The sequence below is a fragment of the Cognatishimia activa genome, from assembly GCF_001458335.1.
In the GTDB taxonomy this organism is placed as follows: Bacteria; Pseudomonadota; Alphaproteobacteria; order Rhodobacterales; family Rhodobacteraceae; genus Cognatishimia; species Cognatishimia activa.
On record NZ_CYTO01000009.1, the window covers coordinates 595209 to 608362 of the forward strand.

8 protein-coding genes and 2 pseudogenes are annotated in these 13154 nt (G+C 54.6%); 5 read left to right on the forward strand and 5 right to left on the reverse strand.

Going from position 1 to position 13154, the window contains the following annotated elements:
* Both TA5113_RS07425 and TA5113_RS07430 read left to right on the forward strand, forming a co-directional pair.
* On the forward strand, positions 1 to 683 hold a 683-nt coding region (locus tag TA5113_RS07425), incomplete at its 5' end, for a LysM peptidoglycan-binding domain-containing protein (protein ID WP_165589392.1).
* A 172-nt stretch (positions 684 to 855) separates the two neighbouring features.
* Entirely contained in the window at positions 856 to 2718 is a 1863-nt protein-coding gene (locus tag TA5113_RS07430) for an ABCB family ABC transporter ATP-binding protein/permease (protein ID WP_058315689.1), read from the forward strand.
* Here TA5113_RS07430 and TA5113_RS16840 read toward each other — a convergent pair.
* From TA5113_RS16840 to TA5113_RS07455, 5 genes and pseudogenes are all read right to left on the reverse strand, one after another.
* The gene (locus TA5113_RS16840; RefSeq protein ID WP_131726432.1) at positions 2649 to 3095 is read right to left on the reverse strand and encodes a hypothetical protein; all 447 of its coding nucleotides are present in this window, start codon (positions 3093 to 3095) and stop codon (positions 2649 to 2651) included. The two genes, TA5113_RS07430 and TA5113_RS16840, sit on opposite strands and share 70 nt — an antisense overlap.
* 15 nt (positions 3096 to 3110) lie before the next feature.
* Positions 3111 to 6566: pseudogene (locus tag TA5113_RS07435) on the reverse strand (efflux RND transporter permease subunit); the annotation flags it as partial.
* Between the two features lie 21 nt (positions 6567 to 6587).
* A protein-coding gene (locus TA5113_RS07440) for an IS3 family transposase (RefSeq protein WP_106387453.1) occupies positions 6588 to 7732 on the reverse strand; the annotation gives its coding sequence in 2 pieces (ribosomal slippage) (positions 6588 to 7492 and positions 7492 to 7732; 1146 coding nt in all).
* A gap of 62 nt (positions 7733 to 7794) precedes the next feature.
* A pseudogene (locus TA5113_RS07450) lies at positions 7795 to 8106 on the reverse strand (efflux RND transporter permease subunit); the annotation flags it as partial.
* Positions 8103 to 9356, reverse strand: coding sequence for an efflux RND transporter periplasmic adaptor subunit (locus tag TA5113_RS07455; protein WP_058315691.1), 1254 nt, complete (start codon positions 9354 to 9356; stop codon positions 8103 to 8105). The pseudogene TA5113_RS07450 and the gene TA5113_RS07455, both read right to left, overlap by 4 nt.
* Before the next feature lie 207 nt (positions 9357 to 9563).
* On the opposite strand from TA5113_RS07455, the gene TA5113_RS07460 reads away from it, so the two are divergent.
* Genes TA5113_RS07460 through der form a run of 3 tightly spaced genes read left to right on the forward strand, consistent with a single transcriptional unit; the run spans position 9564 to position 13124 of the window.
* Positions 9564 to 10244: a tetratricopeptide repeat protein gene (locus tag TA5113_RS07460; protein WP_058315840.1), complete on the forward strand. Its 681-nt coding sequence runs from the start codon at positions 9564 to 9566 to the stop codon at positions 10242 to 10244.
* 52 nt (positions 10245 to 10296) lie between these two features.
* A complete protein-coding gene (locus tag TA5113_RS07465) occupies positions 10297 to 11601 on the forward strand; it encodes a PQQ-like beta-propeller repeat protein (protein WP_245627179.1) in 1305 nt (434 codons plus the stop codon).
* A 47-nt stretch (positions 11602 to 11648) separates the two neighbouring features.
* Positions 11649 to 13124 carry a ribosome biogenesis GTPase Der gene (der, locus tag TA5113_RS07470; protein WP_058316664.1) on the forward strand — a complete coding sequence of 492 codons (1476 nt, stop codon included), beginning with the start codon at positions 11649 to 11651 and terminating at the stop codon, positions 13122 to 13124.
* Positions 13125 to 13154 lie beyond the last annotated feature (30 nt).

The window sequence follows — 13154 nt, forward strand, 5'->3', positions numbered from 1 at the left end:
CAGCGACGGTCGCAGAAGAAACGACACCCGTTGAAACAACGGAACCAGAAGTGGCTCCCGAAGAAACCCCGGTTGTGACTGCAGAAGCGACCACAGAACCTAAGGCCGAAGTTGTTGCCGCGCCAAAACCAGAGCCAGCCCAAGCGCCTGCTGTGATTGTGACCAGCAATGAAGGAGCGCGTGTTGTGCAAGCGGGCGGAGATCAAAGCGAAGAGGTCCGTAAAGTGATCTCCGTCGATGCGATCACATATTCTGATGAGGGCGCGGTCCAAGTCGCGGGTCGTGCGACTGGTGGAGGCTTTGTGCGCATTTACCTGAATAACAGCCTGCGCGGCGAAACCGACGTTGCCGCGGACAGCAATTGGTCTACAGAGCTCGCTCCGATCCCATCAGGTGTCTACACATTGCGCGCCGATCAGGTGGATGCAGAGGGCAAAGTGCTTTCACGCGTTGAGACACCCTTCAAACGCGAAGCACCAGTAGAGCTGGCAGCAGCTGCTGCCGAAGTTGAAACACGCAAAGTGGTGCAAGTCACCGTACAGCCGGGCAATACGCTTTGGGCCATTGCGAAAGAAAGCTACGGTGACGGCGTGCAATATGTGAAAGTTTTTGAAGCCAACAAGGACCGGATCCGCAATCCGGACCTCATTTATCCAGGTCAGGTATTCACCGTACCTGAATGACGTCTATGACGTTTCGGTCAAGAGAGGGCAAAATGCCCTCTCTTTTCGTTTCATCGCATGACAAACCGACACATTCATTCGTTTCGTGAAGAAATATCGCGCAGATGGGGTGGTCAGAACGACATGCAGCACCTAGTTAAACGTCCCTGAAAGCAAGCGATCGGAGCCAGCTATGCAGCAATGGCGGACAGCCTCCCCGGAAGAATTAGCGCGCCACCGTGAGCGGAGCGGCTGGGACATCATACGCAAAGTTGCCCCGTACCTTTGGCCGGAAGGTGAGCGGGAGATCCAAAGGCGTGTCGTGATCGCGATGCTGGCTTTGGTGTTGTCTAAGGTCGTTGCAGCAACCACGCCTCAGCTTTATCGTCTTGCGGTCGACGCGCTGGCTGAAGATGGCGTGTCGGTTTTCATACTTGGTGCAGTCGGCTTAACCATAGCCTATGGCTTGGCGCGTTTTATGTCGATTGGGTTCCAAAACCTGAGGGATGCGGTCTTTGCGAAAGTTGGCCAAAGGGCTCTGCGTCGTCTTGCGTTGGAAACGTTCGAGCATATCCATCAACTGTCCATGCGCTATCACATCACGCGCAAAACCGGTGGGCTAAGCCGTATTATTGAACGAGGCGTGAAAGGTGTAGAGTTCCTTCTGCGCTTTATGCTGTTTTCGATCGGACCCTTGGTTCTTGAGCTTTTGTTGATTGCCGCCATTCTCTATTTTCAGCTGGATGCATGGTACTTGGCGGTGATTGTTGTGACGATTGCGGCCTATGTGTGGTTCACGTTCAAGGTCACAGAATGGCGTGTGAAACTTCGCCGGGTGATGAACGAACAGGACACAGATGCGAACCAGAAGGCCATCGATAGTCTGCTGAACTTTGAAACCGTCAAGTATTTTGGGGCCGAACGCCGCGAAGCGGCGCGATATGACGAGTCCATGAAAGGCTACGAAGCGGCGGCTTTGAAAACGGCCTATTCGCTGGCAGGTCTAAATGTCGGTCAGAGTCTGATTATCACAAGCGGTCTGGTGATCGTCATGGTGATGGCCGCAATCGGTGTAGAGAATGGCACGCTGACGGTTGGTCAATTTGTGATGGTGAATGCCTATATGGTGCAAATCACAATGCCGCTCAATTTCCTTGGAACCGTTTACCGGGAGATCCGCCAAAGTCTGGTGGATATGGGGGAGATGTTTGACCTTTTAGGGCAGCCGTCAGAGATATCTGACAAACCTGATGCTAAAATGTTGAAGGTCGATGGCGGCCAGATTGCGCTTAAAGATGTGGCCTTTGGCTATGATGAAGAACGCCCAATTCTGAAGGGTGTGTCGTTGACCGTTGGCGCTGGACAAAACGTCGCTATTGTTGGGTCCTCTGGATCGGGCAAATCGACGATCGGACGTCTGTTATTCCGTTTCTATGACGTCAATAGCGGGGCGCTGGAGATCGATGGGCAGGATGTCCGTGATGTCACTCAGCAAAGCTTGCATGATGCTATCGGCGTGGTGCCGCAGGATACAGTGCTCTTCAACGACACCATCCGCTACAACATCGCCTATGGCCGCGACAACGCGACCGAGGAAGATATTGTTGAGGCGGCAAAAGCCGCTCAGATCCACGACTTCGTCTCGTCTTTGCCGGAAGGTTACGACACCGCGGTTGGCGAACGTGGACTGAAATTGTCCGGTGGAGAAAAACAGCGCGTCGGGATTGCGCGCACGCTCCTTAAGAACCCGCCGCTCTTGCTATTGGACGAGGCGACATCGGCGCTTGATACAGAGACAGAGCTTTCCATCAAAGAGGCGCTCGCGCGGGCTGGGGAAGGGCGGACCGTGATCACCATCGCGCACCGATTGTCAACAATTGCCGAAGCGGACAGGATCGTTGTGCTTGAGCAGGGTGAGATCGTCGAAGAGGGGACCCACCAGGCGCTTCTAGAGCAGGACGGTCGGTACGCTCAACTTTGGCAGCGTCAGCAAAGTGACGATGTGACTGCAGATCTCAGCGCTTCTTTGCCTTTGGCTTCCCAAGCCAAGTCGTAACCGGTGGCATTGGCGCGGGACAAGCGCCAAATTCCGTTCAATCGGCGTAGCAAAAAGCTGGACCGCCAAGAGATCAGTTTTCGGTTCCGCGAATCAAATGCAACTTCATCGACGCCAATCAGTGCCTCTGTAAGGCTAGTGGCGTGCACAAGGCTCACCTTATGGGTGACCCGAGCGATCCCACGGCTCTTGTGAACCCGCGCCGCAGCGAAAAAGGCTCCGGCCGCATCGGAAATATTATGTAATTCTAAGACCTTGCCTTTAACGGCAATCTCAAAAGGAAACTCGAGGAACTCACCGAGATCCTCGAATGCCTCCGCGTCAACAACGCGGTAAAAATCCCGCATCAAAGTGCGCAGGTTTTCGTCGATAGTCATAGTTAAGCCTGTGAACTACTCTGCAGCCTGAACAGCCGCCTCTTTTGTTTCCACCGCCTTAACAGAAGTTGGAGCCTCATCCCATAGGATTTCTGGGGATTTGATACGTTTGGCGGAACGCCGCAGAGCCCAGTCCTGAGCCGCTTGACTGCCGCGACCGCGTGTGAGGCGTGCGATCAGTCGGAAGAACCAGCTTACATAGGTGGTAAACCAGACCCGCAGCGCCAGCATGGATGGCGTAAAGATCAAGGTCAACACGGTCGCAATACCCAAGCCAAAGACCACGGCGGTGGCGAGTTGTTTCCACCAAAGCGCCGTTGGGCTATCAACAGAATAGCCACCATCCACGAAGTTCAGGCTAAGACCAAACATCATTGGCGCAAGGCCGGCCATTGTTGTGATGGTTGTCAGCAAAACGGGACGAATACGGTCCTGTGCGGTGCGCACGATTGCCTCAATACGTGGCATGAAGCGGCTGTATTCCTGATAGGTGTCGATCAGAACGATATTGTTGTTCACCACGATCCCGGCCAGAGCGACGATCCCTGTCCCGGTCATAATGATCGAGAAAGTTTGATTCATCACAAGCATGCCAACCAGAACACCTGCAGTCGAGAGGATCACGGCCAGGAGGACCAGAACCGAGTTATAGAAACTGTTGAACTGCGCGAGCAGGATGACAAACATCAAACCCAATGCGGCCGAGAATGCGCTCATTAGGAAGGCACCAGACTCTTCTTGTTCCTCTTGGTCCCCGGTCCATTCCCAGCTGACCGAAGGTGCAAATGGGTTGGTTTCAAGCCACTCTGTCAGCAGCGCGATACGTTCCGTCGGCGTGACAGGCACTTGCCGTGCACCTTCGTCCAGAGCGGTTTGGGCATCTTCCAGATTTTGATCTGACAAAAGCTGGAACACTTCGTAGCGTTCGCCTGTTTCAGCGGTAAGAACGCTCCCAGTCGCAACCGCGCCTTCCTTTAGCGCCTTTACCAATGCATGGGTGGTCAAGCTGTCGCCTTCCCCACTTTCAAGCTTGATGAGCCCCGGAACGATGTCAGCCTTCACATCATAGAACCGTTCTTGGTCGACCCGGCTGATAGAGGCGCGTTTCGCCACCGGGTTGCGTGTGACAAAATTAGCCAAAGGCACCAAGCCTTCGTTTGTGCGCACTTTGATGTTGTCGAGCGTCGACAGCACCCGGTCTTTTTCCGGAAGGCGCAAACGGATTTCAATCTCTTCGTCAGAGCTGTCGACCCGCATGGTGTCGAGCAAAATACCGCGTGTCACCAGCTGCACCATCGCACCGACCGTTGCCACATCCGCGCCGTAGCGTCCGGCCTTTTCCACATCAACGTCGATTTGCCAGTCAATGCCGGGGAGGGGGAGGGTGTCTTCAACCAGCGTCAGGCCCGGCGTTGAGTTAAACGTATCACGAGCCAGAATGGCCGCTGCATTAAGGTCGTCCCAGCCATCGCCGCGAATGCGCAGATGGATAGGTTTGCCGGACCCTGGACCTTGCTCAATCGGCTTGGTTTCAACGTAGAAACCCGGAAGTTTCGCAAGCTCTGCATTAAGCTCATCGAGAACTTTGTTGCCGTCAAAGTCAGGCGCGGTCACGTTGCGCTCAAACATTCCGAAGAACCAAGTCTCACGCGCAGTCGGGCGTTCATCCCATGGGATGATTTCAAACTGAACCTGCCCGACCGCGTCCGGAGGGGAATCCCCGCCGCCCGGTCCGCCGGTATCAAGACCGCCAGCACCGGCAAAAGAGAACACATTCACCACCGCCGGGTGGGCCATGATGATTTCTTCGGCTTGGCGCACCATGGCGTCTTTTTCAGCTAGGGAAAGGTTGCCGCGTGCGCGGACAAAGCCAGTGGCTTGCTCTGGCTCGGTCTCAACAAAGAACTCAACGCCGTTATTGTTTTGCCCAAAATAGGTGATGATCGAAATAACTGTGAAAATCACTGCGGCAATCGACACCAAGGGCATGAATGGGTTGCCTACGATTAGTCGCATCAAACGACCAAATCCGTTGAAGCTGTACCCGCTTTTGACCGAATTGCTTTTGAAACGAAGCTCTGCGGCGCTTAGGACAACAGATGCGGCAAAGGCAAAGAACACGAACAGTACTGCGCCGAAGGCAAGAGGCGCGACACCGGAACTGCCCTCTGGAAGCAAGTAGGCTGGGTTCAAGATCTGCATGACGGCGCTGAACAAACCGATCAAGGCAAATGGTACCAATGCGAAACGTAACGCCCAATGCAGACGCGTGCGCAGATTCTCAGATAGCGTGTTCAAGAACCGGCTCATACGGCCCGAGATACCGCCGACAACCGGCAGGTAAATCAATGCGACCAGCAGGGACGATGACAAGACGAAGATCATCGTCACAGGCAACATGCCCATGAATTCCCCCGGTACGCCCGGCCAGAAAAGCATCGGCAAGAAGGCACAAAGCGTTGTTGCCGTAGAACTGACAATTGGCCAGAACATCCGCTGCGCAGCTTCGACGTAAGCGTGCATCGGACCGGTGCCCTCTTTGATGCGCTTGTCTGCGTATTCCACCACAACGATGGCGCCATCAACCAGCATGCCCACCGCCAGAATGAGGCCGAACATCACCATGTTGGAGATGGTCACCCCCATCACGGCGAGGAAGGCAAAACACAGCAAGAATGAGGCTGGGATCGCGAAGCCAACCAGCATCGCAGCGCGGCTGCCCAATGCTGCCAGAACCACGATCATCACCAGAGCGACAGCGGTCAATACAGACCCCTCAAGCTGGCGCACCATTGAGTCCACCGTGCGGCTTTGATCATTTGAGGTGCCAACTTGAACGGCGGCCTTTAATTCATCGGGCCAACGCTTCTGAGCTTCCGCCAAGGTTGTCTTGATCTGCTCAACGGTTTCGATGATGTTGTAGCCCTTGCCCTTAACAATCTGCAAAGCAACGGTTTTTTCGCCATCAAAACGCGCCGTGCCGCGGCGGTCTTCAAACGTAAAGTTAATCTGAGCCAGGTCGCCCAACGTGACAACACGGTCGCCATTGGTCTTGACCGGCAATGCGTAGATATCTTGGACGTCATCAAACGAGGAAGGGATCTTAACTGCAAAGGTACCCTGTTGGGTTTCTACCTCACCGGCGGCAATCAACTGGTTGTTGTTGCGCACGACATTGATCACTTCACCCGCCGTGATGTTGTAGGATTCCAGTCGCAGCGGGTCTATCACAACCTCGACCATCTCATCGCGTTTGCCAGCGATGGCTGCTTCAAGAACCGCGTCAATCGCTTCAAACTCATCCTGCAAATCCTGTGCAAGACGGGACATGGTGCGTTCGGGCACATCGCCGGACAGGTTCACGATGACGATAGGGAATTCAGAGAAGTTGATTTCGGTGATCGTGTATTGCTCAGCACCCGTTGGAAAGCTTGCCTGAGCCGTGTTCATTGCGTCTCGCACATCCGCGATGGTTGAATAGCCCCTAGTTTCCTAGACGCCTTCTTGTTTGTCGTTTAACTGTCTGTTTTCAAAATCGACGGGCGACAGCATCCCGTTTCTGGCATGTTTTCTTTTCGGGTTGTAGAACATTTCGATGTAGTCGAAGATGTCTTGTCGCGCGATTTCGCGGGTTTTGTAGGTTTTTCTTCGAATACGTTCACGTTTCAACAAATTGAAGAAGCTTTCGGCAACCGCATTGTCGTGACAATTTCCGCGCCGGCTCATGGAATGAACGATGTGATGGTCGCGTAAAAATGACGCCCAATCCCTGCTTGTGAATTGTGATCCTTGATCGGTGTGGACAAGTAATCCAGCAGAGGGCTTGCGCCGCCATAGCGCCGTTATTAGGGCCTTGATGACTAAATCAGTTGGTTGTCTTGACTGTGTCGCCCAGCCGACGACGCGTCGCGAAAACAAATCAATGACGACGGCCAGATAAAGCCAGCCCTCACGGGTTCTGATGTATGTAATATCAGCTACCCAGACGCGATTAGGCGCATCGACATCGAACTGGCGATCCAGCGTGTTGTCGACAACAACAGATGGTTTGCCACCGTGATTGCTTGGCTTGGCTTTGTATCCGATTTGGGCGCGAATGCCCGCCAATCTTGCAAGTCTGGCCACGCGGTTCTCAGACACGCTTTCACCCATATCGATGAGATCGTCGTGGATTTTGCGATAGCCATAAATTTTACCGCTGTCCTGCCAGGCCTTCTCGATCAGCTTGGTTTGGCGCCGATCTTCCATCGCACGCAGGCTTAACGGATTTTTAATCCATGCGTAAAACCCGCTGAAATGAACGCCCAAAACACGGCACATCGTCCGAATTGTGAATTGCGCCCTATGCTCCAAGATAAAACCGTACTTCACTTTGCATTCTTCGCGAAGTACGTGGCGGCCTTTTTTAGGATGTCACGTTCCTCCGTCACACGCGCCAGTTCTCTCTTAAGCCTGCGAACTTCGGCATCAGAATCCGATGACGGATTAATCTTCGCCGGAAACTTCTTCATCCATTGATACAGCGAGTGTGTACTAACACCTAAACGCTCAGAAACTTCCCGAACAGCATATCCCCGAACGGTAATTTGATGCACCGCATCGCGCTTAAACTCATCGCTAAAATTTGGCTTCCCCATAGTGACCTCCTGTCCTCAAAATTAGGGCAGAAGGCGTCTACAATTCTAGGGGCTATTCAGGTTGCGCTTTTGTCCCAACCAAAGTCGAACTCCAACAGCAGCGATGCGTGGTTTTCAGAGGCGATACCGGTCATGCGGTCCAGACCGTCAAGGTCAACGGCCTCGGTTTCCATTGGTTTGACCAACAGGCTTTCAGCGTCTTCTGCGGATATGCCGGGGAAGCTTACAGAGACATATAGGATTGGGATATCGATGTCCGGCTCGCCTTCTTTCGGAAGGCTTGCGTAGGAAACGGCCCCGATCACCAATGAAATGGCGATGAACGCCAAAATCATACGGGCCCGTTCAGAGGCCCATGAAATTACGCCGGTCATTGATCACTCTCCTGGAATGTTGGCATGACCGGAACGCCAGATGTCACAAACTCCTGACCGACGACGATCACGTCAGACTTAGTCGGCAGGCCTGCGAGCCAGATGCCTTCAGTCGTGTCGCGCAAAACCGAGACAGGGACGAAGTCTGCTTCATTGTCAGTGGTAACCACTCTAACGCCCAATGTGCCTTCATCGTTCAAGGTCAGAACGGACTGTGGCAGGAAATGCGCTTCTTTGCCTTCGGCGGCGATCACGATCTCGGCCGTTTGGCCATCCCGGATCATCAGGTCTGGGTTTGGCACTTCCAGTTCAATGCGGAAAGTACGGGTCTGCGGGTCAGCAGAGCGCGAGATAAAGGTCACTTGGCCGCCAACTTCGTCACCGCTGATCAAGCGCGCGCCACCTCTGGCACCAAGCGCGACGCGGTTCACTTGAGTTTCTGGCACAAAGCCAACGATTTTGATTGGATCAAGCTGAATGATCGTCGCGCAATGGGTTCCGCTCGGGCCACCTGCTTGCAACAAGCTGCCGAATTCCGCGGTGTCAGATTCAAGCAAACCCGCAAACGGCGCTTTCACAGTTAGCCGATCGATTTCTTTCTGCGCACTCGCCACACCAGCTTCGGCGGCTTGAATGGCCGCTTGCGCACTATCCAGGCCAGAGGTTGCTGCTGCAACACTTGCTTCTGCGGCGCGAACTGCGGCTTGTGTTGCTGCCACACGGGTCTCAGACGCAAAGCCATCTTTTGACAGTTTAGAGGCCGCGTTGTCGTTGATCTTTGCCTCCTCTAGGCGCGCAACCGCTTCATCAACACGTGCTTTCGCGGCCGGGACGCCTGCTTTGGCTTCGATCAAACGGGCTTCTGCTTCAGCAAGGGTCGCGTGCCGTGTGCCAGGATCGATTTCACAGATGATCTGGTTGGCCTCCACAAAGGCACCTTTACGAAGAGGGGTAGAGATGATCGTCCCAGATGTCTCAGCCAATACATCGACCTGACGTTCCGCCTGGGTTTCGCCGCGCACGACCACCGCGCTGTCAATCACGCGCGCTTCTGAATGAACTGCAACCACACGCACGATGTTGGATGGAACCGCTTCATCGGTCTCTGATGCTTCGGCCACTTGGGCAACCGCGTCTTCATTCGCAGGATCGTCTGTCGCAGCAAAAGCCAGAAGGGCGTCCCGCTCGATAATGAAGAAATACATAAAGGCCGACACAATTACGGCGATAAGAATTGGCACGATACGCATCTTTTATAGACCCTGTTTTTCACATCTTTGTGTTGCAGGTAGAAACATCCGCCTGAATTACAATAGTCGCAGGCGTATTTTCTGAACCGTTCAGTTCAGTTTATGCCCAATGTGGCATTGACGCAAGGTTATGCGCCATTCGCGGCTTTGACTTGGCAGTCTGAAATCCACGGGTTAAGAGTGTGCCAAATAATTAAGGAAGATGCCGTGAGCGATACCGATAGCTTTATTGATGAGGTCTCCGAAGAGGTCCGCCGCGACCAACTTTACGGAGTGTTCCGCAAATATGGGTGGATCGCTGTTTCAGCCGTTGTGTTGATTGTGGGCGGGGCGAGCTTCAACGAGTATCGCAAAGCGCAAACGACAGCTGCTGCAGAAGCTACGGGCGATGCGTTGTTGGCCGCCTTGGATGAGAACGAAAGCTCGAATCGTGTGCAAGCACTTGGGGCCGCAACCCTTGAAGCGCCAGAAGCCGAAGTGGTGCGTCAGTTCTTGCTAAGCGCAGAACAGGTCAACGCGGGTGAATCCGCAGCTGCAGCCAAGTCTCTTGAGACATTCCTGAACAGCGCGCCTGAAACCAGCCAGATTTATAAAGACATTGCAGAGCTGAAAGCGCTGGTTCTTGCTGGGGATACGATTTCTGTGGAAGACCGTCGCGCGCGTCTGGAGACGCTTGCAAATCCGGGCACACCTTTGGCGCTGATCGCGTCCGAGCAAATCGCGCTGTTGGATATTGAAACCGGCAATACAGACGCAGCGATTGAACGTCTACAGGGTCTCATTGTGGATGCGGAAGCCTCCGCGGGCTTGCGTCAACGGGCTTCTCAGTTGATTGTGGCATTGGGCGGGGAACCGGAAACGCTTCCATCGTTGGCGACAGACCAGTAAGAAGACTACACCAGTAAAACGAACTGGGTGAAAAAGACCGGAGGGCAGGGGCTTGGCACAACGGAAATGGATCATCGCGGCAGCGGTCGCGGCAATGGTCAGCGGTTGTGCTGACCGCGAAGTCATCCTAACGGGCGAGCGGGAAGAGCTGAGAGGCGAAGAGCCTCAGATCGAGCTTCCTTCAGAGACCCGTGCAATCCGTTTGGCTAACCAAACCAGCAACGCAAACTGGACCCATCGCCACGGCACGCAAAAATATCGCACAGCGCATCCGGCGCTTGCGACCGCGCCAAACCTAGCTTGGACTGCGGATATTGGTGAAGGTGAAGGTCGCCGCCAACGCATTTCTAGCGATCCGGTTGTCGCGGATGGCCGTATCTTCACAATCGACAGCGCTGCCACTCTGGTTGCCACCGGCACTGACGGTGCGCGCCTTTGGTCCTTGGACATGACGCCGACGGGCGATAAGTCCAATGACGCATCCGGTGGTGGTCTTGCGGTAGCCGAGGGCAAGCTCTTTGTCACCAACGGTTTTGGTCGTCTGATGGCGGTTGAGCCAGCGACGGGCGAAGTGATTTGGGAGCAGCGTCTTGGCGCAACCGGCAGCGGCGCACCAACCGTCTTTGGCGGTTTGGTCTATGTAATCTCTGGCGATGACCTCGCTTGGGCGCTTGATACCGACACCGGCCGGATTGAATGGCAACTGTCCTCAACCCCTGATGTGAACAACCTGCAAGTACCGTCCGCACCTGCGGTCACAGACAAGTTCGTGATCTTTGGATTTGGCTCGGGCGAAGTCCAAGCGGCCTTCCGCAAAGGTGGTCTGCGTTTCTGGGACGCCGGTGTTCAAGGTCGTCGTGTGGGTCGTGCACTGTCCACAGTGGGCGACATTTCTGGCGATCCAGTCGTCGTGGGCAAAACCATCTACGTTGGCAACCACTCTGGCCGCCTTGTGGCGCTGGATAGTGATACCGGTGCACGCAAATGGACTGTGGAAGAAGGCGCATTAAGCCCAGTTTGGCCGGCAGGGGACTCTTTGTTCCTTGTGAATGAGCAAAACCAACTGGTGCGCATTGACGCCTCCACTGGTGAAACCATCTGGGCCAAACGGCTTTCAGATTTCATCAAGTCCCGCCCAAACAGACAAGTGCGCCGCCACGGTCACTACGGTCCGGTTCTTGCCGGTGGGTGGCTATGGGTTGCGTCCTCGGACGACACTTTGAACGCCTATGACCCAACCTCCGGTGAGCTGCACCGCTCTGTTGAATTGCCCCATGGCGCATCCTCAAACCCAGTGGTCGCGGGCAACACGCTCTATGTGGTCAACAAAAAAGGCGAATTGCTCGCTTTCCGTTGATTTAAAAATGCTGTAAGGCCGCGTCTTCAGACCTTCTGGAGAGACTCATGAGTTTCACACTCGCCATTGTGGGGCGCCCGAATGTGGGCAAATCCACGCTATTTAACCGTTTGGTGGGCAAAAAGCTTGCCCTGGTAGACGACCAGCCCGGCGTCACGCGCGATTTGCGTGAGGGTGAGGCGCGTCTTGGTGATTTGCGCTTTACGGTGATTGATACGGCGGGTCTTGAGGACGCGACCGATGACAGCCTTCAAGGCCGCATGCGTCGCCTGACGGAACGCGCCGTGGATATGGCTGACGTTTGCCTCTTTATGATTGATGCCCGTGCAGGCGTGACGCCAACCGACCTGATTTTTGCAGAAATCCTGCGTAAACGTTCAGCGCATGTGATCTTGGCTGCGAACAAAGGCGAAGGATCTGCCGCGGATGCCGGTGTGATCGAGGCCTATTTACTGGGTCTGGGTGAACCCATCCGCTTGTCCGCAGAACATGGCGAAGGGATGAACGATCTCTTTGTGCAGCTTCTGCCTGTGGAAGAGAAGTTTGCGAAAGTCACAGAAGACAACGCTCCGGTCACTGACGTTGAGTTGGATGAGGAAGAGCTGGAAGACGGCGAGCTTCCTGCAGTTCCAATGCCGACACGCGAAAAGCCGTTGCAGATTGCCGTTGTCGGTCGTCCAAATGCTGGTAAGTCCACACTGATCAACCAGATTCTGGGTGAAGACAAAATGCTGACCGGCCCAGAGGCCGGGATCACGCGCGACGCGATTTCCTCCCGTGTGGATTGGAATGGCGTGCCGATGCGGATTTTTGACACAGCGGGCATGCGCAAAAAGGCGAAGGTGCAGGAAAAGCTTGAAAAGCTGTCTGTGTCTGACGGTCTGCGCGCGGTGAAATTTGCCGAAGTCGTGATTGTTCTGCTTGATGCGGCGATCCCGTTTGAGCAACAAGACCTGCGTATTGCCGATCTGGCCGAACGCGAAGGTCGCGCGGTCATTGTCGCCGTGAATAAATGGGACATTGAGGACGAGAAGCAGGAAAAGCTGCGTAATCTCAAAGAATCCTTCACCCGTTTGCTGCCACAGCTGCGTGGTGCGCCACTGATCACCGTTTCTGCCAAAACTGGCCGTGGGATGGAACGTCTGCACGATGCCATCATGCGCGCCTATGACGTTTGGAACCGCCGCGTGCCAACGGCGCAACTGAACCGTTGGCTAACGGGTATGCTGGAACAGCACCCGCCGCCCGCACCGCAGGGTAAACGCATCAAGCTGCGTTATATGACCCAAGCAAAAAGCCGTCCGCCAGGATTTGTCGTTATGTGTTCGCACCCGGACAAAATCCCGGAGAGCTACAATCGCTATCTGGTGAATGGTTTGCGCGAAGACTTTGACATGCCGGGCACGCCTATTCGTTTGTTCATGCGTGGGCAGGGGGATCAGAACCCTTACAAAGGCAGCCGCAAGAAAAACGCCGGGGCGTTGAAAAAACATCTCAAACCCCGCGCGATCCGCGAAAAATAACCCATCAAAAAGACCCGCCTTTATCGGCGG